The following is a 20,523-nucleotide window of genomic DNA, read 5'->3' as shown; positions in this document are numbered from 1 at the left end:
TGAGGTTCTTTTTGTTATGCGTTTACCGGGTTCGGATTGAGCAGTCGCTTGAACAGCGACTTGCGCTTGCGCATTGTCGGTTGCGCCAGGTTCTGGGTGATCCGGTCGAGCATCATCGCCAGCAGCACAATGGCAATCCCGCCCACCGCCGCGCGGCCCACGTCCATCCGGCCCAGGCCTTGCAGCACCACCAGGCCGAGGCCTTCGGCGCCGATCATCGCCACCACCACCGACATCACCATGGCCGTGAGCACGGTCTGGTTGAGGCCGCCGAGGATCGTCGGGATCGCCAGGGGCAGCTGGATTTCCCAGAGCAATTGGCGCTTGTCCGCACCAAAGGCGTGGCCGGCTTCCACCAGTTCGGTGTCGACCATGCGGATGCCCAGATAGGTAAAGCGAATCAGCGGCGGGCAGGCGGAGATCACCACCGCCACTTCACCCGACACCGTGCCGACGCCAAACAGCATCACCACCGGCACCAGGTACACGAAGGTCGGGGTGGTTTGCATGATGTCGAGGATCGGCCGCATCACGCCCCACACCCGCTCGCTGCGGGCGCACCAGATGCCCACCGGAATGCCCACCACCATGCAGATCACAATCGCCGTGGTGATCAGCGACAAGGTGGTCATGGCCTCGTCCCACACCCCCAACGCGGCGATCACCACCAGGGCCACGGCGCTGAACACCGCCACCCCCAGGCTCGCCGCACGGTAGGCGATCAGGAACATCAGCAACACCATGACCGGGAACGGGATCGCGTGGATCACCGTGTCACTCAGCCCCAGCAAATGCTCCACCGGCCAGCGAATCGCCTGGAACATTGGCCGCAGGTGAATCCCCAGCCACTCCACACCCTGGCTGATCCACTGGTCTACGGGTAAAACCGCGAGGTCTTCTGAACTAAGCATGCTGTGCAACCTCCGCAGCGGCAGGGCGCGGGGCCGGGACGCTGGCTATGCAATCAAGAATGTGCGCGCTGTTGAGGGTGCCGACGAACTGCCCGTCGCCATCCACCACCGCCACCGGCAAACCCGGTTTGAGCAGGCGCGCGGCTTCCACCAGCTTGGCGCTGGCCGGCACGCAAACGAACTGGCTCGACAGCCGTTGCAGTGCGTCGGCGCCGCCGCCCACGGCCAGCAGCGCTGCCGAGTCCAGCACGCCGACCGCCTTGCCGCTGGTGTTCAGTACGAATGCAGCCGTGCTGTCATTGCCCACCACCCGGGTGTCACCCTGCACCAGCAGCGTGTGGGCTTTTTCCATGATCGAGCGCGCATCGAACAGCCGCGAACGGTCCACCTCCCGGGTGAACGCCGCGACGTAATCGCTGCCCGGGTCCATCACGATTTCCTGGGGCGTGCCCTCGCGCACCACTTGGCCGTCGGCCATGATCGCGATGCGTGTGCCCAGCTTCAGGGCTTCCTGGAAGTCGTGGGTGATGAACAGGATGGTTTTTTTCAGGGTGCGTTGCAGGCGCAGCAACTCGTCCTGCATCTCGGTGCGGATCAATGGGTCGAGGGCACTGAAGGCCTCGTCCATGATCAGCACGTCGGCGTCGGTGGCCAGTGCGCGGGCCAGGCCGACGCGCTGGCGCATGCCGCCGGACAGCTCGTGGGGATGGTGGTCGGCCCACTTGGCCAGGCCGACAATCGCCAGTACTTCCAGGGCCCGCTTGCGCCGCTCGGCCGCCGACACACCGCGCAGCTTGAGGCCGAACTCGGTGTTCTCGATCACGGTTTTATTCGGCAGCAGCGCGAAGTGCTGGAACACCATGGAGATACGCGTGCGGCGCACTTCCCGCAGTTGGTTTTCGTCGAGGCTCACCAGGTCTTCGCCGTCCAGCAGGATCTTGCCCGCGGTCGGTTCATTCAGGCGGTTGATACAGCGCGCCAGGGTGGATTTGCCCGAGCCCGAGAGGCCCATGATCATGTAGATCGCCCCGCTGGGGATCGACAGCGATACGTTGTTGAGGCCGACCACGGTGGCGGTCTCGGCCAGGATCCGGTCTTTGCTGGCCCCGGCGGTCAAGAGCTGCATGGCCCTGTCCGGGGTTGAGGAAAAGACCTTGTAGAGGTTCTCAATCTTTAGTCGTTCGCTCACCAATTGCCTCCAATTGTTGTTTTGCAATCTGCGGAAAACTTCATCAATAGAAATTTTTGGGCTACTGGCAGTTAAAAATCTTCGAGCTAAGGCGACGCAAGGCGCAGTCGCAAAAATTTCTTGTTGTGGTGCCAAGGCACTTACAGCATGAGCGGTGTGGCGAGTGCAAGGGTTGGGCGTCAACCGGTCGTTGAATCCGATGGAGCCATGCTTTCCCGGGCTTTGCGGGCCACACGAAACGCCTCGACACCCGCCGGCACGCCGCAGTACACCGCGATCTGCACGAGGGCGGCGCGCAGTTCGTCGTCGCTCAGTCCGTTGCGCAGGGCGCCGCAGAAATGCGTACCGAATTCGTCCATGCGCCCCAGCGCCGCGAGCATTCCCAGGTTGAGCAGACTGCGTTGCTTGAGGTCCAGGCTGTCGTCGGTCCAGACCATGCCCCAGCAGTACTCGTTGAGCACCGCCTGGAAGGGCCGGGAAAAGTCGTCGGCGCGGCCCAGGGCCTGGTCGACGTAGCTATCGCCGAGGACTTGGCGGCGAACGCTTTCGCCTTGGGCCTGCAGTGATTTATCCATGATGAGTCTCCGAGTCGGTTAGAAAGTCGCGTATCAGGGCGGCCACCTGTTGCGGCGCCTCGATCAGGATGCAATGGCGCAGCCCAGGCAGAATCCGCAGTTGCGAACCCTCGATGCGATCGTGCATGAACGCCGCCATCCGTGGGTTGGAGCCGGCGTCTTCGGCACCGGTGGCAATCAGCGTGGGGCAGCGGATCCGTGACAGCTGTTCGCCGAAATCCGACTCGGCCAGGATGCGATACGCCGCGGCATAACAGCCCGGGTCGTTGTCGGCATTCAGTTGGCGCAGACGGGTAACGGCCTCGGGATTGCGCGCCTGAAAATCCTCGGTCAGCCAACGCGACAGCGATGCCTCGTAGTGAGCCACCGGCTCCCCGGCCTGCAAGGCGGCGAGGCGCGCGTGTACCCGCTCGCGCTCCTCGGCGTTACGCCCGGCGACGGTCGACAGCAGCACCAACCGGTGAACCCGCGACGGATGAGTCAGGGCCATGCGCTGGGCGATCAGCCCGCCCAACGAGAACCCGGCCAGGTCGAACTGCTTGAAGCCCACGTGATCCGCCAGGGCCAACGCCTCACCCACCAAATGATCAATCTCATAACGACCGGGCGTGCGGGACGACTGGCCGTGGCCGCGCAGGTCGAAGGTCAGCACGGTGAATTGCTCCTGCAGACCCGCCACCGTTTCAGCCCACGCCTCAAGGCTGGAACCCACGCCATGGATGCACACCAGCGGGCGCGGTCCATGCCCGTCCAGGCGATAGTTGAGCGTGACGTTGGCCACGCTGAAACGTTGTGCCTGGCCCATCACGCGCTGACCTGGTTGCGTTGTCTGGCGCGTTCGCGCTCGGCGAAGAATGGCATCACTTCATCGATGAACAGGCGCAGGGTCTGCTTCTGCAGTTCGAACGGCAGGTTGAAGGTCAGGCCCAGGCAATACTGGTCGACACCGGCGGCTTCGTAGTCGAGCAGCTTTTCGATGATTTCTTCCGGGGTGCCGAACATCAAGTTGCGTCGCAGGTTTTCCGGGTTGTAGTTGTCTTTGCCGCGCACGCTTTCAAACGGCACCGGCTCGGGGAAACCGTTGTGCACGGTGCCGATGTTCTGCATCAGGTTCTCGAAGGCGCGGCCAAAATCCATGCTGTGCTTGACCGGCAGTTCCCAGTCGTTGGCGTTGGCGTACACGCAGGTGCGGCGCTGCATCATGAAGCGCGGGCGCGGCACGTGGGGGTTGTCGGCCACGGCCTTGTTGAATTTTTTGCCGAGCACCGCGATTTCGGCCGCCGGCAGCGAGAGCGGGGTGGACAGGATGTTGGCGCCAATGCTCACTGCCCAGTCGAAGGTGCCCGGGTCCCGTGCGGCGACCCAGATCGGCGGGTGGCCTTTTTGCAGCGGCTTCGGTACGGCGGCGGTCTGCGGGAATTTCCAGTAGTGGCCGTCGTGGGCGTAGTCGCCGGTCCAGAGCTTTTGCACCGCCGGCACCAGTTCCTTCATGTAGCCCACACCTTCCTGCTGTTGCAGGCCGGGGGTCATGCGGTCGAACTCGTACTGGTAGGAACCGCGGGCGATGCCGAATTCCAGGCGGCCGTGGGTCAGGTGATCACACAGCGCGGCTTCACCGGCAAGGCGGATCGGATGCCAATAGGCGGCAGCGAGGGTTGCGGTGCCCAGGCGGATACGCTCGGTGTGCTGGCCGAGCCAGGTCAGGGTCTGGAACGGGTTGGGCGCGATGGTGCATTCCAGGGTGTGGTGTTCGGAGGTCCACAGGGTTTCAAAGCCGCCGGCATCGGCGATCTTTGCCAGCTCCAGCAGGTTGGCCATGACGGTCTGCATCGGCACGTCTGGCGAGAAGCGTTCCATGCTCAGGGATACGGCGAATTTCATAAGATGCTCCTTGAATAATCAGCGCAGGCGAATGACGAAGGGGTCCTGCATTTCGCCGGAGTAATCGATGACCACGTTCTTGGCCCGGGAAAACTCGCGCATCACGTCAAAGCCGCCGCGACGGCCATATCCGCTGTGCTTGAAGCCGCCGTTGGCGGACATGTAGGCCGAGCTGCGGTAGGTGTTGATCCACACCGTGCCGGCGTCGATGCGGTTGGCAAAGCGCATCGCGCGGTCGATGTTCTGGGTCCAGATTCCGGACGCCAGGCCGTAGTGGGTATCGTTGGCCAGGCTGAGCATTTGCTCTTCGGTGGTGAAGGGCATCACACCCACTACCGGGCCGAACAATTCGTCGCGCATGAACGGCATGTCGTTGGTGGCGTTGGCCATCACCGTGGGCTCGAAGTACCAGCCTTCGGACAGGTGCGCGGCGCTGGGGCGCTTGCCGCCGACGGCGATCTGCGCGCCTTGTTGGGCGCCGCTGGCGATGTAGCCTTCGAGCTTTTGCAGTTGGGCTTGCAGAGCCAGCGGGCCGATGTCGGTGTGTTCTTCCATCGGGTGGCCGACGCTGATCTGTTGGGTGCGGGCCACCAGGGCCTCGACGAACTTGTCGTAGATCGGCGCTTCGACAAAGCAGCGCGAACCGGCCACGCAACTTTGCCCGGCGGCGGCGAAGATCCCGGAGACCACGCCGTTCACGGCCTTCTCGATATCCACATCGGCAAACACCACGTGGGGCGATTTGCCGCCCAGTTCCATCTGGCACGGCACCAGGTTATTGGCGGCGTTGCCAGCGATACGCCGACCGGTTTCGGTGCTGCCGGTGAACACGTATTTGGCGATGTCGGGATGGCGGGTCAGGGCCTCGCCGGTGACGGCGCCGTTGCCGGTGACTACGTTGACCACACCCGCCGGGAAGCCGGCTTCGATGATCAGTTCGGCCAGCGCCAGTGTGGAGGCGCTGGCGTGTTCCGAGGGCTTGATCACCACCGTGTTGCCGATGGCCAGGCACGGTGCGAGGGTGCCGGTGAGCAGCATCAGCGGCGAGTTCCACGGGGTGATCATGCCGACCACGCCCAACGGCTCGCGGCTGCTGTAGTTGAGCTGGTTGAGCTTGTTGACCGGGATCACCTCGCCTTGCAGCTTGTCGGCCATGCCGGCGAAGTAGACGTAGGCATCGGGCAGGGCGCTCATTTGCGCGCGCATTTCCCGCAGCAGCTTGCCGTTGTCGCGGGTTTCCAGCAGCGCCAGTTCTTCGGCGTGCTCGGCCACCAGCTGGGCCAGGCGATACAACAATTTGCCGCGTGCGGTGGGTGTCATGTTGCGCCACTGCGGGTCGTTGAAGGTCTTGTGGGCGGAAGCGACGGCGCGGGCCACGTCGCCGGCATCGGCCTGGGCGAACTGGTACCAGGACTGGCCGGTGGTGGGGTCGAAACTGTCGACATAGCTGCCGCTGTCGGGAGCGACAAAGCGACCGTCGATAAACAGGTTGAGGCGGTTGCCCTCAAGGGCGCTGACCGTGGTTTTCATGCAAGAGTCCTGTAGGTGCGTGTCAAAGGGGCGCGTTTTCGAGCATCGCGATGCGGCCGCTGGCGGCAGAGCCGGTGTAGATGCCGAACTGCTGGTTCTGGCGCTCGCGGGCATAGCGGCGCACCACCGAGCGCAGTTCGTTGACCGGCATCTGCTCGATGGGCAACGCGTCCAGCGGGAAGAAGCGCAGGGTGTCGGGCAGCTCGGCGTCGAACGGGCCGAGCTGGGCGCGGTAGATCAGGTAGCCGGGGTCGGTGTCGTCGACATCGAACGCCGAGTACAGGAAGGTCGATTCCAGTTCCACCGGCAGCGAGCTGTCGCCGGCGTCGATAAAACCCTTGCGCTTGCCGGCCACCGGCAGCGTCCAGCCGCCCTGGCCATCGGCGCGAAACAGGATCGCGTCGCCGGCTTCGATCAGGTAGCCGATGATCATCTTGTGGGAGTCCAGCCAACTGGCCGGCAGCGGGTCCTGGATGTTCGCGTAGCGGCCCCGGCAGAAGCACAGCGGCAGCTTGGGGCTGGTGCCGAAGGCGCGGACCTGGCCGATCAGCACCAGGTGGTCGCCGGCTTCGATGCGCTGGTGCACGCTGCAGTCGAACCAGGTCAGGCTGTCGGTGAGGATCGGTGCGCCGGTGTGCACGGTGTCGTGGTTGACGGTGTGGAATTTGTCTGGCGACTTGGAGGCGAAGGTCCCGGAGACGTCCACCTGGCCTTCGTGCAACAGGTTCACGGCAAACTGTTCGGTGCTGGCAAACGCGGTGTAGCTGGCGGCCGACTTGCCCACGCACACCAGCAGCAGCGGCGGGTCGAGGGACACCGAGGTAAACGAATTGGCGGTCATGCCGCGCGGGTTGCCATCGGTGTCATGGGTGGTGATGACGGTGACGCCGGTGACGAAGGTGCCGAAGGCCTGGCGCAAGGCGCCCGGATCGACGGCTGCAACGTTGGCGCTGATCGCGGTGCTCGGCATCGGGGTACTCCTTTGTTCTTGTGGTGTGAAGTAAGCCTACGAGCAAGGGAAACCGTGGGCTTGCGTCGAAAAATGGTAGCGAAGACGAAAGTTTTGCTTCGTTTCGCAGTGCTCCGGCATTTCTGTGGCAAACATCAACGCTTTGGCGAGGGAGCTTGCTCCCGCAGGGCTGCGAAGCAGCCCCACAACGGCAACCGAGTTCTTTCAGGCGGACCATGGCGGGGCTCATGGGGCCGCTCCGCGACCCAGCGGGAGCAAGCTGCCTCGCCACAATTGAGCGTCGTTCTTCAGCCAGACGTCAGTCCTTGGGTTGTTCCGCTTCCATCTCGGCCATGTCCTGGTAGCGGTCGGCAATCCGTGGGTGGGCACGGGAGCCGTCGCTGGCGCCGATGGCGATCAGCACTTCGTCGGGGCCCGGGGCATCGGCGACCTGGAAGTTGGCGGTGAGAAAGTGCGAGCGCTTGCCGGTTTCGCTTTTGTGCACCATCGGCAGCGAAAGCAGGGCGCCCGGTGCATTGCGGGTGTTGGTGAAGCTCAAGTAGGCGGTGCCTTCCACGGCTTCGCGGAACAGGTTGCCGAAGCGCAGGGTGTGGATCAGGCCCGAGGCGTGTTCGATTTCGCCGTTGACCCCGACAGCCGCCGCCTTGCCGAAGGCTTCGACCTTGCCCCCGGGCATCAGGGCGATCAGGCGACGGGTCATCTCATGGCCCAGGCCGGGGGCCAGGCGCAGGATTTCCGGACGCAGGTTTTCGACGAAGCCCTGGCCGGCCCAAGGGTTTTTCAACACGGCTGCCACCACGATCAGGGTGATCGGTTTGCCGGCGTCCTTGCCGCCTTCGATAAAGGTTTCTTCGATAAAGGTGCAGTACTTCCTGACGCCCAGATTTTCCAGATTCATGATCACTCGTCGCCCTTGTGGCTGTTGGTTGTGGCCTTAGGCTAGGAGCGTTGGGCAGCAGCGTCTTCCGTGGTTACGCAGTGCAAATCCACTGGACATTGCTCTGAACCGGAGCAAGTATCAGGCGGGCCTGGCAGGCAACGTGGCTGCCGTGACCTCCATGTTCGGGTGAGCGCCTTGAATCGAGAAATGCAGATACTGTCGTTGCGCGATGTGGCCAGTCAGATCAACTCCGGCGGTGACCTGCAGTCGATGCTGCACCAGTTGGTGTACGCCAGTTGCCGCCACACCCACTGGACCATGAGTTCGATCATGGCCATCGACATGGACGCCGGCTTCGGCCACGTGATCGCCCGCCATGACCCGACCCTGGTGCAGCGCCCGCTGGTGGATTGCTGGGAGCTGTCTTCCAGCCCGGTGATGACCGCCCTGCAACGCAACGAGGCGGTGTTCATCCGCGACGTGCGCGAATGCGAGTACCCCGGCTACCGCCGCGAATCCCTGGAGCGCGATTACCGCACGGTGATGGTGATGCCGATGAACTGCACCGACTTCGACGGCCGGCCCATGGTGCTCAGTGTGATTTCCCGCACGCTGATGGACGTTTCGGAAGAAGACCGGGTGTTCCTCGGCATGATCATCCACCTGGGCGCCATTGCCGTGGAGCGCCAGCGCCAGCTGGAAGCCGAACGCCGCGCCGCCGAGCGCCTGCAGCAGGCGTTGCATGTGCATACCACGATGCTTGAACACGTATTGGGCGGCGGTTCGGTGACATCGTTGTCGCTGATGGTCGGCGACCAGTTGCCCAACCCGGTGATCGCCGTGGACTTCACCGCCAACCAGGTGGTGGCGGGGCGTTCCCCGGATCCCGCATTGTTTGACGACAATGCCTGGCAGGCCGCAGTCGCCGGGGTGCTCAGCGTGCAGATCACCAAAGCCGCCCAGGAAAGTTTGCGCAGCGCCCTGCGCAGTACGGTCAACCTGTTCCTCGACGATGGCCAGCGCCAGTTCACCCTGCGGGCGCAGATCGAACCGTTGATGGTCGACCACGAACTGGTGGGCGCGCTGGTGCTGTTCCCGGTGGCGGCGCCGGTCAACGAGCTGGACCTGCTGATGCTGGAAAGCGCCAAGTTCGCCTTGAGCGTGCAGATGATGCGCAGTTTTATCCGCTTTCGTTTTGAAACCCGGACCCAGACCGAGCTGCTGCTCGAAGTGCTCGAGGGCCGCTGGCGCGATGCCGATGACATCCAGCAGCGCGCCCAGCGGCTGGGCATCAGCTTCAGCACCGCGCAGCAGATGATCATCGTCGACTACGGCGCCAAGGCCCGGGAGGCGAAGAACCTGCACCACAACGTCGCGCGCATCCTGCAGCGTGCAGGGATGCAGGCCACGGTGATCATTGTCGACAACGGTTTGGTGTGCCTGGTGCCGGCGGAAGGCGAGCGCTTGAGCAAAATCAAACGGCAGATTACCGATGACCTGGCGCACTACCTGGGTGCCGAGCCGATCCTGCTGGCCAGCGGGGTGTGCCGGGCGCTGGCGGATTATCCTGCCGCGTGGGAGCGCTGCCGGCGGCTGATCGAGATTGCCCGCTCGTTCGGCCGCAGCGGGCCGATCTCCGATCAGGATTTCGGGCCGATCCCGATCTTCGTCGCGGCCGTGGGCGGAGAAGACATCCGCACCTTCGTCAACGACAGCGTTGGCGCCATGCTCGCCCATGACCGCAAGCACCAGACGCCGTACCTGGAAACCCTGACGGCGTATCTGCGGGAGAGCTGCCGCAGCCAGGCATGCGCGGACGCGATGGGAGTGCATGTGACGACGCTGCGCTACCGGCTGGCGCGGATCCAGGAGTTGTTCGGGATTGATGTGGAAACGCCGGAACGGCGGTTTGCCACGGAGTTGGCGATTCATTTGCAGCGGGTGATTGATAGCTGACGGGTAGCATTGCTCCACTTAATAGGAAGCATTACTATTCACACCCCGCCTCCCCAGTGCTTCCTTGATGACTCCTCAGCCGCCCCGCAGAACAGGCTTTTTCGAGCACTACGAAGAGTTGATCGGGACCTGGACGCGCCGCCTGAGAAACCGTCAGCAGGCCGAAGACCTGGCCCACGACACTTTTGTGCGGGTGCTTGAATCCAGCGCCACCAAGGTTGAGCAACCTCGAGCCTATCTGCATCAAACGGCGCGCAATATCGCCGTTGACGCCTATCGCCGCGAGGACCGGCGGGAGGCGATGGCCCTGGAAGCCTTTGACCAGAGTTCGCCCCACAGTGGCGACCCGGAGCATTTCATGCACGCGATCCAGCTGGCGGATTCCATCGAGCGAGCCCTGGCCGAGCTGCCGCTCAATTGCCGCAAGATTTTCATCTGGCAGAAAATCGAGGGCCTGACCCAGCAGGAAATCGCCGAACGCCTGGGCCTGTCTAAAAACATGGTGGAAAAGTATATGATCCGCACCCTGCGGCATCTACGTGACCGCCTGGATGCGATGGCACCATGACCAATGCCCGCTATGAAACAGGATCTTCCATGATGGATACCCGTGAGTGTGCCTGCGGCAGTGCGACGGCCCGCGACGAGGCGGCGCAATGGTTTGTGCGTGTGCAGGACAGCCCATTGAGCGCAGAAGAACGCGAGCGTTTTGATGCCTGGCGTGCAGAGCATGCCGAGCACCAGTACGAATTTGATGTGCTGCAAGGTTTGTGGAGTGCCACCGACCTGGTGCCCAAGGCGCGCTTGCAGGCGTTGTGCGATGCCCCGCAGCCGCGTGCGAAGCGCCGGCCCGTGCTACGTTATGCAGTGGCTGCAAGTGTGCTGGCGGTGGCCCTGGGCCTGGGGTTGTTCAGTGGCCTGGATCATCCGGCGACGTATAACGCCGAGTTCCGCACTGCATTGGGGGAGCACCGGCAGGTGGCGTTGCCCGACGGCTCGCTGATGGACTTGAACAGCCGCAGCGTGGTGGCCGTGCACTATGTAAAAGGCCAGCGCGGCATCGAGCTCAAGCAGGGCGAGGCCATGTTCAGCGTCGAGCACGACACCAGCCGGCCCTTCGTGGTGGACGCCGGGGCAGGGCAGGTGACGGTTACCGGTACGCGTTTCGACGTGCGCCGCGATGACGACCAGACCCGCGTGGTGGTCGAGGCCGGTACGGTCAAAGTGCAAGGGCGCTCATCCGATGACATCGTGATGCTCACGGCTGGTCGGGGCACCCATGTGGATACCCGGGGCCAGGTGGCGGCTGCCTACGCCGTCAACCCTGAAGAGCTCACGGCCTGGCGCACCGGCAAGCTGGTGTTCAACAACGCCACTCTCGGCGAAGTGGCTCGGGAGGTCTCACGTTACCGCGAGCAACCTTTGCGGGTCAGCGCGCCCGCGGTGAGCAACCTGCGCTTGACCAGCGTGTTCAAATCCACCGACACCGACGCTTTGCTCAAGGCCTTGCCGCACATTCTTCCGGTGGCCTTGCGCACCTTGCCGGACGGTAGCCAGGAAATAATTTCGCGATAGATTCAGGTTTTTTTCGAGTTCTTCGTCTTCTTGTGCAACTGCAACTGGTTTGCATTAACAGCCGCACTCTCTTGCGATCACAGGACTACGTTCGACGTGAAAAAACTCGCCATGAAAAACAATAAATCATCCCGCTGGGCACCCCTCGCCCTGGCGCTGGCCGTCAGCGCCGCACTGCCGGCGGCCTATGCTGACGATGGCATTCATATCCAGGCCCAGTCCCTGGGTTCGGCCTTGAGCCAATTGGGTCAGCAGACGTCGCTGCAAGTGTTCTTCAGCCCCGACATGGTGGCCGGCAAACAAGCCCCGGCCGTCGACGGCAACCTGTCGCCCGAACAAGCGCTGCGCCAGTTGCTGCAGGGCAGCGGCCTGGATTACCAGATCGATGCGGGCTCCGTGACCCTGCGCCCGCTGGGCAAGGGCACCGGCGAAGCCGGTTCGCCGCTGGAGTTGGGTGCCACCGACATCAAGGTGGTCGGCGACTGGCTCGGCGACGCGAATGCCCAAGTGGTGCAGAACCACCCGGGCGCGCGCACCGTGGTGCGCCGTGAAGCCATGGTGGAGCAGGGCGCGATGAACGTCGGTGACGTGCTGCGGCGCATTCCCGGGGTGCAGGTACAGGAGGCCAACGGCACCGGTGGCAGTGATATTTCCCTCAACGTCGGGGTACGCGGCCTGACCTCGCGTCTGTCGCCACGCTCCACGGTATTGATCGACGGCGTACCGGCAGCGTTTGCACCCTACGGCCAGCCGCAGTTGTCGATGGCGCCGATTTCCTCCGGCAACCTCGACAGCATCGACGTGGTGCGTGGCGCAGGCTCCGTACGTTATGGACCACAGAACGTCGGCGGCGTGATCAACTTCGTCACCCGGGCCATCCCGGAAAAATTCTCCGGCGAAGTCGGCACCACCCTGGAAACCGCGGCCCACGGCGGCTGGAAACACATTGAAAACGCCTTCATCGGCGGCACCGCCGACAACGGTATCGGTGCTGCGTTGCTGTATTCCGGGACCAAGGGCGATGGTTACCGCGACCGCAACAACTCCAACGACATCGACGACGTGATCTTCAAGACCCACTGGGCGCCGACCGATCAAGACGATTTCTCGCTGAATTTCCACTACTACGACGCCAGCGCCGACATGCCCGGCGGCCTGACCCAGAAGCAGTACGACGCCAACCCGTATCAATCGGTACGTGACTGGGACAACTTCAATGGCCGGCGCAAGGATATGTCCTTCAAGTACATCCGGCAGATCGACGACCGCACCCAGGCTGAAGTGCTGACCTACTATTCCGACAGTTTCCGCGGCAGCAACATCGCCAACCGCGACCTGAAGACCCTGGGTTCCTACCCGCGCACCTACTACACCTTCGGCATCGAGCCGCGTGTGTCCCATGTATTTGACCTGGGGCCGAGCACCCAGGAAGTCAGCGTCGGTTATCGCTACCTCAAGGAAGGCATGCACGAGCAGGCCACCAGCCTGGCGCTGGTCAACAACGTGCCGACGCCCGTGGGCCAGAGTGACGGCCACGTGTACCAGGACCGTACCGGTGGCACCGAGGCCAATTCGTTCTATATCGACAACAAGATTGATATCGGCAAATGGACCGTCACCCCGGGCATTCGCTTTGAGCAGATTCGCACCGAATGGCACGACCGTCCGGTGGTAGGCCTCAATGGCGCCACGGTTCAGGAGAAACGTCGCGAGATCCACAACAACGAACCGCTGCCGGCCTTGAGCGTGATGTACCACGTCTCCGATGCCTGGAAGCTGTTTGCCAACTACGAAACCTCCTTCGGCAGCCTGCAATACTTCCAGCTGGGCCAGGGCGGTAACGGCGACCAGACCGCGAACGGCCTGAACCCGGAAAAAGCCAAGACCTACGAAATCGGTACCCGCTACAACGACAACGTCTGGGGCGGCGAAGTGACGTTGTTCTACATCGACTTCTCGGACGAGTTGCAATACGTCAGCAACGATGTGGGCTGGACCAACCTCGGCGCTACCAAGCACGAGGGCATCGAAGCGTCGGCCCATTACGACCTGTCGAACCTCGACCCGCGCCTGGACGGCCTGACCGCCAACGCCGGCTTCACCTACACCAGGGCCACCTCCGAAGGCGACGTTGCCTTCAAGGGCCGCGACTTGCCGCTGTACTCCCGTGAAGTGGCCACCCTGGGGCTGCGTTACGACATCAACCACTGGACCCACAACCTGGACGTCTATGCCCAGTCCGGCCAGCGTGCGCCGGGCACCGGTACCACCTACATCACCCAGCCGACTGCTGATGGCCAGTACGGGGATATTCCCGGCTACGTCTCGGTCAACGTGCGCAGCGGTTATGACTTCGGTGCGCAACTGTCGAACCTGAAGCTGGGCGTCGGGGTAAAAAACGTGTTCAACCAGGAACACTACACCCGCTCCAGCGACAACAACTCCGGGATCTACCTGGGTGAACCGCGCACGTTCTTCGTGCAGGCCAGCGTGGGCTTCTGATGCGTGCCTGATCCCAGGTATCGACAGTGACGAGGGGGCGCAAGCCCCCTCGCCATAGCCCTTCTTCCTACTCTTTTTCTAACGATTTTCTGCGTCCGCAGGAACTGAATCCGACAGGTCTACCACACAAGGAGGTGCCCACTTTCCATGGGATACCTTGTATCGCCGAGGTGTCTTTGAGCCGGGAGTGAATCGTGTCAATACGCCGAACTGGAGATGCCTATGTCGGTAACCTTATCCAACTCAACTGTTGCCAACCCCTCTGATAACGCCGCGCAGCCGCATACTGATGCCGCCACATCGACGCAGTCACGCTCACGCTCCGGGCAGGGGTCGATCCACATCAGCTTCAACGTGCCACAGAATGGGATCGGCCCGGGATATTCGAATTGGACGACGACGCAGAGCACGATGGATCCCCATGGTGCCGCCAACAACTCATTCCGGGCGTCCTATGCAAACTCGTTCTTGGGCGGGCTGATCGGACAGCTTCAGGACTTTCTGCACAAGCTGTTCAATCCGTTCCGGCCTCACCCCGGTTATGGTCGTCCTGACCCTTCCATTCCACTCAGGCCTCTTCCCGGACACTGCCGTCCGACCCCCTGCAAGCCTGACCCGGGATACGGTCGCCCGGACCCACACTTTTCGAGGCAAACCCCCGATCAACTGGGGAACCTCCTCAAGAACAAATTTGATGCGTTCACGGTGCCGGGCCAGCCCTTCATCACAAAACAAAGCCTGGAGGAGATGGCGGGCAGACGGTTGACCAACGACCAGGACCGTAATGAGAACATTCTGTTGGCCCGGGAACTGCTGCGACGCCCAGACGTAATACAAGCCTTTGACCGAGCCGGCAGGACCGGTGATCTGGATGGTCGAATCTCCCGGCGGGACCTCAACGCCGTGCTCGACTCCGGCAACGCCTTGAAGTACAAGACCGACAAACAGCTCGCCGAACAGATGTTGAAGGACTTCGACGCCCTGAAGGGTATCTGGAGCCGCTCCATCAGTATCAAAGATTTGAAAAAATTGGCCGCATCGTCGTCGAGCGACCCAAAGCAACAGCGGCTCATCGAGTTGGCCAAGGAAGTCACTCAGCGCTCAAGCCTGTTGACGCTGATGGACTCTCTTGACCGGTATGACGGCAAGATCGGCAGAGCCGCCCTGCGCCACCTCTCTCTGAACTTGTTTTAGCTCGATCACGCCGCGACCCTCTCGCGGCGTGATGACCTGCCTTGCTCAATCCGCTGCTTTCAAACTCTCAGCCAGGGCTCAGACATGGCTACACCTTCGTGTGGATCGCAAAATCCTGGCTATCAGCCAGCCTGTCTTGCGCCGACGGGCAGCGATACCCTGCAACCGCCCCCCGTTGCCGCACCGGGCAAACGGTGCGAAGAGGGCGCCGAAGCCCGGCGAGTGAAGAACTTCACCGGGCAGCACACATTCCAGGCCCCGGCGGCTGACGACTTCATCAAAGGCATGTTGCCGCACGGGCAGTTGCCTGCCTCCCACGCGCCTGGGTTACGCCCGTTGCGCGCGGTGATGGGCGCTATGGTCGCAGCGATCAAAGACCTTTGGCAGGAGACAAAACCGACCTCGCCAGGGTCTCGAAAAGCCGACTGATTCTTCGGTTTTTACATGTTGTCATTGGAACGCTGCTCTATCTCGGAACCATTGCCACCGGCACACCACACACCTTTGGCCTGTTTTCACCTGAGCGATACGGCGATTGCCGGGATGATGACCAGGTCAATGTGGAACCGGAAAATGGTGGAGATGAATCATGACAATCAACGGCGGGTCGGTCTGCCAGCACCTCGGTGCTACACCCTGTATTGCCCCGGCACTGGACGGCGGTACACGGGCAATTCACGCCGCTTCAAGTGAACCCGGTGAGGCTGCGCGAAAGCACAGCCATCAATCCGGCGGGGCGCCTGTCCGCTCATCAGGCTATCGGCCTCCTTTGCGGGGGGAGAGTCACTGCAGGAGTCTGCTGCAACACCTGGGGCTTCAGAACGAAGTGGCCAGCCGCCTCCGCGGGCCCAATCCCTACATTCGTTTGCCGGACAGCGATTTGGTGAGCGCGGCGAACGCCCAATTTGCCATGCTGAAAAAACTCCATGAGAACTGACGGACTGAAGCTGTCTTCACTGCAACGAATCGCCAGTAAAAAGCTCGGTGCCAGCCGAGAGGCCGACAGCGCTATCCTGCTTGCCAAGGCGATCATCCAGCGTCCGCGCCTGATCGATGCGATCCTCGACCAGGACGGCTACATCACCCGCGAAAGCCTGGCACAGGCCGAGAACGTCGTGTTCGGCAACAGCGATCCCAGTGCCTTCAGCCCGGACCCTTTCCACACAAAAAACAATGCCGATCTCGTCCGTCTGTTCAAGGAAATGTTCACCGAGTTACGGGACCGGTCGCGGGACCGCATGGGGTTTTTCGAGCAGATCTGCTACGTCAATATCGAGGTGCTGGCGATGATGAGCAAAGACCCGGATGAGCTCGACAGCCATGGCCAAGTTGTACTGGACCCGGCCACGGGGCTACCGAAGAAGAAATACGACGAACAGCAGGTGTATATGGCGAAAAACCTTGTGGACCGGCCGGGCTTGTTGCGGTCGCTGGAAAACACCGCCGACAGCGGTCGGCGAATTTTCGGCAGCCATCACCAGGCGGGCTGGCTCAGCAACAAAACCCTTGATCGCTGGCTGGAACTCCAGAAAGCCAAATGACCCCGGGTTGACGCCTCAATGTACGAGGCGTGATGGGGCTGGGTGGTCAGACCCGCAGTATTTTCCCGCTGATCGCCACACCGATCAGCAGTACGGCAATCAGCACAAAGGCAGCGCTCAAGCTGCTGCCATGGGCGATGAAGCCGATCACCGCAGGGCCGGCGAGAATGCCGGTGTAGCCCAGGGTGGTGATGGCGGGCACCGCAATGTGTTCCGGCATGACGGTCTGCTTGCCGACGGCGGTGTACAGCACCGGTACGATGTTCGAACACCCGGCACCGACCAACGCATACCCCAGCAGGGCGGTTTCCCACGCAGGTAATAGCGTCGCCAACAGCATGCCGCCGGCGGCGAGCGCGCCACCGAATACAATCACCCGGGTTGCGCCCAGGCGGCGAACTATCCTGTCGCCGGTAAGGCGCCCGACGGTCATGGTCAAGGCAAAGGCTGCGTAGCCAAGGCCCGCATAGGCTTCGTCAAGGCCGCGCTCGGCGCTCAGGAACACCGCGCTCCAGTCCAGCACGGCGCCTTCGGCAAGAAACACGATGCAGCACAGGCAGCCGATAAACAGCACCACGCCGTGGGGCACGGCAAAGGCCGGCCCGGAGCTTTCACTGCCGTAAGGCAGCAGGTGTGGCCCGGCCTTGAGCAAGGCCACTACGATGACGACGATCACGGCGAGGGTGGCCTGCAACGGCGACCAGCCCAACCCCAGCAGCCCGCTGACACCTGCCGCCCCGACGATCCCGCCCAGGCTGAACAGCCCGTGGAAGCCCGACATCATGGTCTTGCCGCTGGCCCGTTCGACCATCACCGCTTGCAGGTTGACCGTGGAGTCCACCGTGCCCAGGCCGGCACCAAACACAAACAGCGCGGCCATCAGCAAGGGAATCGAGGTGACGGTGGCCAGCATCGGCAGGCCCAGGCAGATCAGGAGGGTGCCGCCGGTGGCCACTCGCCGGATACCGTAGCGCGACGCCAGGGCCCCGGCGACCGGCATCGCGATCATCGAGCCCACCCCCAGGCACAACAGCAAAAGGCCGAGGGTGCCCTCATTGAGTTGGGCGCGGGCCTTGGCATAAGGCACCAGTGGTGCCCAGGCGGCGATGCCGAAGCCGGCGATGAAAAACGCGATGCGGGTCGACATTTGTTCCAGCCGCCCGGGTACCACGGGCGCTGGGGTGCTGATGGCGGTCATGAAAAATCCTTGGTTTTGCGTTCAACGAACGATGTGCAGCGCAACATCCTTGCACATCAGGCCGTATCGAGCGAGCCGGGTTCCCTTGGCATGCCTGAACACAGGGCCAAACATTTTTTCCAGGATCATGGAACGCGACGGGCCTTTCCAACCACTATCAGTTCGTAGGACAAGTAACCACTTGAGGTGCGAGGTGGCCTGGAAGGTGCGTAATCCCCGCGAGAACTGGTGAACCCCGGGCTTCCAGCGACGGATTACCACCTTCCAGGCCGATCCTCTCACTTCAGCAGCCGCGCCAGTTTGCCATCCCGCACCTGCAACACTTCAAACACGCCCAGGGCCTGCAGGGCGGGGAGGGCTTGCAGGATGTCCTGTTCGGCCAGCAAGCGCTGCTCGTCCGGGGTGGCCGGATCGCACCAGGTTCTGGCGTTGGCGAGGAATGCGCCCACCGTGCCCTTGCGCACGGTCACGCCATTGAATTGGCCTTGGTCGAGATGGTCGGGAAGCACGTCTTCTGCACGCATGGCGGAGCCCTCAATGAATGAATCCGCAGTCTGGGCGTGCGCAAATGGCTACACTGCCTTATCCAGGTCATTCAATACGGTAAAGCTGCCATATGCCGTCAACACTCGTTTCAGCCCAGCTCGCCAATGCGACCGGCGGTCCGTTGCTGGTGGCGACGTTGCGCAGCAGTCCGGTAGCACGCACCACGGCCCTTCATCAGCATGCCCGCGGGCAATTGCTCGGAGCCCAGCGCGGGTTGTTGTCGGTGCAGGCGGCGCACCAGCATTGGGTAGTACCGGCCACCCACGCGGTGTGGATTGCCCCCGATTGTTCCCACGCCTTGCGTTCCCACGGGCCGTTTGATGGCTGGAGCGTGTATGTCGAACCCCAGGCATGCGCAGGGCTGCCCCGACAGACGTGCGTTATCGCCACGTCGGCCTTGTTGCTGGAAGCCGTCAGGCGCGCGGCAACCTGGAGCCAGGCGCTGCTCGAGCCGCCACAGTCACGGATCGCCCAGGTGATCCTTGATGAAATCGCCGGGTTGCCCCAGGAGCCATTCGGCTTGCCGCTGCCCCGGGACCCGCGCCTGTTGCGCATCGCCCAGGCGCTGGCCGACAGTCCCGACGACAACCGCCTGCTGGAACACTGGGCGCAGTGGGCCGGTGTCTCGCCGCGCACCCTGGCCCGGCGGTTTATTGCCGAGACCGGGTTCACCTTCAGCCAGTGGCGCCAGCGCGCGCGATTGTTGCGCGCCCTGGAGTTGCTGGCGGCGCATGCACCCGTGACCCGGGTTGCGCTGGACCTGGGTTATGAAAACGTCAGTGCCTTTATTGCAATGTTCCGGCGTACGTTCGGGACGACGCCGGGGCGCTACTTCACGGATGGCGCAAGCGACTACGGGCATACACCGCCACAATCACGAAACACCCCATAGGCAACAGGTAAGCCAGCGCCACTGTGCTGTTGTCCGCCACCTTGCCCATCAAGTAGGGCATCAGGGCGCCGCCGACGATCGCCATGATCATGAACGAACTGCCGCGCTTGGTGTGCGGCCCGAGGTTCTTCACGCCCATGGCGAACAGCGTCGGGAACATGATCGACATGAAGAAGAACACTGCGATCAGCGCGATCACCGAGATACCTTCCAGGCCGATCACCACCAGGCCGCACAACGCGATATTGATCAGCGCATAAATCAGCAGCAGCTTCTGCGCGCTGACCCGGCCCATCAGCCAGGTACTGAAAAAGCGCCCGAACATGAAGGCCAGCATTGCGATCGACAGCAGGTAGGCGGCTTGCTGATTGCCCATCTGTGCCCAATGCTCGGTGACGTAGTTGATGAAAAATGCGCCGACTCCGACCTGGGCCGCCACATAGAAAAACTGCGTGATCACCCCACCGACGAACTCCCGGTGCTGCCACAGACCCTTGCCGGCCGTCGGTTGCAGTGCCTGTTCCTGTGCGCGCAAATCCGGCAGCGGCGTGCGGGCGATCAGCAGCGCCACCAGCAGTACCAGAACCGCGATCACCACGTAGGTGGTCTGCAACGAACTCATGTCCGAGGCCGGTGTGCTGCCGGCGCTGAAGAACATCGCGCCGCCAATCAGCGGGCCGAAGAACTGGCCAAGGCCATTGAATGATTGCGCCAGGTTCAACCGCCGCTCGGCGCCCTGGGGTTCCCCCAGCACCGTGGCATAGGGGTTGGCAGCGGTCTCCAGGCAGCCCAGGCCGCAGGCGATGACAAACAGCGCGAACAGGAAAAACGGAAAGCTCGCCGCCGCAGCCGCCGGCATGAACAGCAGCGCGCCCGTCGCATACAGGCACAGGCCCAGCAGGATCCCGGCCTTGTAGCCGTGGCGGTCCATCAACAACCCGGCCGGCAGGGCAATCAGGAAGTACGCGCCGAAATAGGCGCTTTGCAACAGCCCGGACTGGGCCTTGCTGACGTGCAGGACTTCCTGGAAGTGCTTGTTCAGTACGTCGAGCAAACCGTAGGACAAGCCCCAGAGGAAAAACAGACTGGTCACCAGCATCAGCGCCCAGCGATAGGTCGGCACGGCACGGGTGCCTGGCAGGTGTGTATCTTTGCTTAACATGACGCTTCTCCTGTTGTTTTT

At 62.7% G+C, this 20,523-nt stretch carries 18 protein-coding genes; 7 read left to right on the top strand and 11 right to left on the bottom strand.

Annotated features, from left to right (window positions below; genetic code table 11):
* Window positions 1-14: 14 nt before the first annotated feature.
* From ACIOMR_RS22910 to ACIOMR_RS22875, 8 genes are all read right to left on the bottom strand, one after another.
* Window positions 15-911 (bottom strand): proline/glycine betaine ABC transporter permease, encoded by an 897-nt coding sequence (locus ACIOMR_RS22910; protein WP_023658964.1) that lies wholly within the window; start codon window positions 909-911, stop codon window positions 15-17.
* Entirely contained in the window at window positions 904-2,037 is a 1,134-nt protein-coding gene (locus ACIOMR_RS22905; protein ID WP_102604560.1) for a glycine betaine/L-proline ABC transporter ATP-binding protein, read from the bottom strand. The genes ACIOMR_RS22910 and ACIOMR_RS22905 overlap by 8 nt, the downstream gene beginning before the upstream one ends.
* 242 nt (window positions 2,038-2,279) lie before the next feature.
* Entirely contained in the window at window positions 2,280-2,675 is a 396-nt protein-coding gene (locus ACIOMR_RS22900) for a carboxymuconolactone decarboxylase family protein (RefSeq protein WP_003219479.1), read from the bottom strand.
* The gene (locus tag ACIOMR_RS22895; RefSeq protein ID WP_177029063.1) at window positions 2,668-3,480 is read right to left on the bottom strand and encodes an alpha/beta fold hydrolase; all 813 of its coding nucleotides are present in this window, start codon (window positions 3,478-3,480) and stop codon (window positions 2,668-2,670) included. Before ACIOMR_RS22895 ends, ACIOMR_RS22900 begins: the two co-directional genes overlap by 8 nt.
* Complete coding sequence (locus ACIOMR_RS22890) at window positions 3,480-4,556, bottom strand: LLM class flavin-dependent oxidoreductase (protein WP_401196522.1); 1,077 nt, start codon at window positions 4,554-4,556, stop codon at window positions 3,480-3,482. The genes ACIOMR_RS22895 and ACIOMR_RS22890 overlap by 1 nt, the downstream gene beginning before the upstream one ends.
* A gap of 18 nt (window positions 4,557-4,574) precedes the next feature.
* The gene (locus ACIOMR_RS22885; protein WP_087693080.1) at window positions 4,575-6,086 is read right to left on the bottom strand and encodes an aldehyde dehydrogenase; all 1,512 of its coding nucleotides are present in this window, start codon (window positions 6,084-6,086) and stop codon (window positions 4,575-4,577) included.
* 22 nt (window positions 6,087-6,108) lie between these two features.
* A complete protein-coding gene (locus ACIOMR_RS22880) occupies window positions 6,109-7,056 on the bottom strand; it encodes a flavin reductase family protein (protein WP_003219486.1) in 948 nt (315 codons plus the stop codon).
* A 298-nt stretch (window positions 7,057-7,354) separates the two neighbouring features.
* A complete protein-coding gene (locus ACIOMR_RS22875; RefSeq protein WP_003219487.1) occupies window positions 7,355-7,954 on the bottom strand; it encodes an amino acid synthesis family protein in 600 nt (199 codons plus the stop codon).
* 189 nt (window positions 7,955-8,143) lie between these two features.
* Here ACIOMR_RS22875 and ACIOMR_RS22870 point away from each other — a divergent pair, with 189 nt between their 5' ends.
* The 6 genes from ACIOMR_RS22870 (at window position 8,144) to ACIOMR_RS22845 (ending at window position 16,704) form a co-directional block, all read left to right on the top strand.
* Window positions 8,144-9,892 (top strand): helix-turn-helix domain-containing protein, encoded by a 1,749-nt coding sequence (locus ACIOMR_RS22870; RefSeq protein ID WP_003219488.1) that lies wholly within the window; start codon window positions 8,144-8,146, stop codon window positions 9,890-9,892.
* A gap of 67 nt (window positions 9,893-9,959) precedes the next feature.
* A complete protein-coding gene (locus ACIOMR_RS22865; RefSeq protein WP_003219490.1) occupies window positions 9,960-10,460 on the top strand; it encodes a sigma-70 family RNA polymerase sigma factor in 501 nt (166 codons plus the stop codon).
* A 32-nt stretch (window positions 10,461-10,492) separates the two neighbouring features.
* Window positions 10,493-11,467, top strand: coding sequence for a FecR family protein (locus tag ACIOMR_RS22860; protein WP_087693093.1), 975 nt, complete (start codon window positions 10,493-10,495; stop codon window positions 11,465-11,467).
* Window positions 11,468-11,563: 96 nt separating this feature from the next.
* Window positions 11,564-13,969: a TonB-dependent receptor gene (locus ACIOMR_RS22855; RefSeq protein ID WP_177020141.1), complete on the top strand. Its 2,406-nt coding sequence runs from the start codon at window positions 11,564-11,566 to the stop codon at window positions 13,967-13,969.
* Window positions 13,970-14,191: 222 nt separating this feature from the next.
* Window positions 14,192-15,163, top strand: a complete 972-nt coding sequence (locus ACIOMR_RS22850) for a hypothetical protein (protein WP_008432741.1) — start codon at window positions 14,192-14,194, stop codon at window positions 15,161-15,163.
* A gap of 926 nt (window positions 15,164-16,089) precedes the next feature.
* Window positions 16,090-16,704 carry a hypothetical protein gene (locus ACIOMR_RS22845; RefSeq protein WP_008432744.1) on the top strand — a complete coding sequence of 205 codons (615 nt, stop codon included), beginning with the start codon at window positions 16,090-16,092 and terminating at the stop codon, window positions 16,702-16,704.
* Between the two features lie 46 nt (window positions 16,705-16,750).
* Here ACIOMR_RS22845 and ACIOMR_RS22840 read toward each other — a convergent pair whose 3' ends face one another.
* Window positions 16,751-17,902 carry an MFS transporter gene (locus tag ACIOMR_RS22840; RefSeq protein WP_102604553.1) on the bottom strand — a complete coding sequence of 384 codons (1,152 nt, stop codon included), beginning with the start codon at window positions 17,900-17,902 and terminating at the stop codon, window positions 16,751-16,753.
* A gap of 278 nt (window positions 17,903-18,180) precedes the next feature.
* Window positions 18,181-18,426, bottom strand: coding sequence for a hypothetical protein (locus tag ACIOMR_RS22835; protein ID WP_401196515.1), 246 nt, complete (start codon window positions 18,424-18,426; stop codon window positions 18,181-18,183).
* 92 nt (window positions 18,427-18,518) lie between these two features.
* Here ACIOMR_RS22835 and ACIOMR_RS22830 point away from each other — a divergent pair, with 92 nt between their 5' ends.
* Entirely contained in the window at window positions 18,519-19,340 is an 822-nt protein-coding gene (locus ACIOMR_RS22830) for a helix-turn-helix domain-containing protein (protein ID WP_177020144.1), read from the top strand.
* Here ACIOMR_RS22830 and ACIOMR_RS22825 read toward each other — a convergent pair.
* Window positions 19,282-20,502 (bottom strand): sugar MFS transporter, encoded by a 1,221-nt coding sequence (locus ACIOMR_RS22825; RefSeq protein WP_008432753.1) that lies wholly within the window; start codon window positions 20,500-20,502, stop codon window positions 19,282-19,284. The two genes, ACIOMR_RS22830 and ACIOMR_RS22825, sit on opposite strands and share 59 nt — an antisense overlap.
* Window positions 20,503-20,523: the final 21 nt, after the last annotated feature.

The organism is Pseudomonas sp. NPDC087814, assembly GCF_044742865.1.
Taxonomy (GTDB): Bacteria; Pseudomonadota; Gammaproteobacteria; order Pseudomonadales; family Pseudomonadaceae; genus Aquipseudomonas.
This window is presented reverse-complemented; position numbering and strand designations above follow the sequence as displayed.

Excerpts from the sequence above, each read along its gene's own strand:
- ACIOMR_RS22875 (WP_003219487.1), bottom strand. The coding sequence starts at position 7,954 with ATGAATCTGGAAAATCTGGGCGTCAGGAAGTACTGCACCTTTATCGAA.
- ACIOMR_RS22830 (WP_177020144.1), top strand. The coding sequence starts at position 18,519 with ATGCCGTCAACACTCGTTTCAGCCCAGCTCGCCAATGCGACCGGCGGT.
- ACIOMR_RS22890 (WP_401196522.1), bottom strand. The coding sequence starts at position 4,556 with ATGAAATTCGCCGTATCCCTGAGCATGGAACGCTTCTCGCCAGACGTG.
- ACIOMR_RS22845 (WP_008432744.1), top strand. The coding sequence starts at position 16,090 with ATGAGAACTGACGGACTGAAGCTGTCTTCACTGCAACGAATCGCCAGT.
- ACIOMR_RS22905 (WP_102604560.1), bottom strand. The coding sequence starts at position 2,037 with ATGCAGCTCTTGACCGCCGGGGCCAGCAAAGACCGGATCCTGGCCGAG.
- ACIOMR_RS22850 (WP_008432741.1), top strand. The coding sequence starts at position 14,192 with ATGTCGGTAACCTTATCCAACTCAACTGTTGCCAACCCCTCTGATAAC.
- ACIOMR_RS22860 (WP_087693093.1), top strand. The coding sequence starts at position 10,493 with ATGGATACCCGTGAGTGTGCCTGCGGCAGTGCGACGGCCCGCGACGAG.
- ACIOMR_RS22840 (WP_102604553.1), bottom strand. The coding sequence starts at position 17,902 with ATGACCGCCATCAGCACCCCAGCGCCCGTGGTACCCGGGCGGCTGGAA.
- ACIOMR_RS22900 (WP_003219479.1), bottom strand. The coding sequence starts at position 2,675 with ATGGATAAATCACTGCAGGCCCAAGGCGAAAGCGTTCGCCGCCAAGTC.
- ACIOMR_RS22910 (WP_023658964.1), bottom strand. The coding sequence starts at position 911 with ATGCTTAGTTCAGAAGACCTCGCGGTTTTACCCGTAGACCAGTGGATC.
- ACIOMR_RS22870 (WP_003219488.1), top strand. The coding sequence starts at position 8,144 with ATGCAGATACTGTCGTTGCGCGATGTGGCCAGTCAGATCAACTCCGGC.
- ACIOMR_RS22835 (WP_401196515.1), bottom strand. The coding sequence starts at position 18,426 with ATGCGTGCAGAAGACGTGCTTCCCGACCATCTCGACCAAGGCCAATTC.
- ACIOMR_RS22825 (WP_008432753.1), bottom strand. The coding sequence starts at position 20,502 with ATGTTAAGCAAAGATACACACCTGCCAGGCACCCGTGCCGTGCCGACC.
- ACIOMR_RS22885 (WP_087693080.1), bottom strand. The coding sequence starts at position 6,086 with ATGAAAACCACGGTCAGCGCCCTTGAGGGCAACCGCCTCAACCTGTTT.
- ACIOMR_RS22880 (WP_003219486.1), bottom strand. The coding sequence starts at position 7,056 with ATGCCGAGCACCGCGATCAGCGCCAACGTTGCAGCCGTCGATCCGGGC.
- ACIOMR_RS22895 (WP_177029063.1), bottom strand. The coding sequence starts at position 3,480 with ATGGGCCAGGCACAACGTTTCAGCGTGGCCAACGTCACGCTCAACTAT.
- ACIOMR_RS22865 (WP_003219490.1), top strand. The coding sequence starts at position 9,960 with ATGACTCCTCAGCCGCCCCGCAGAACAGGCTTTTTCGAGCACTACGAA.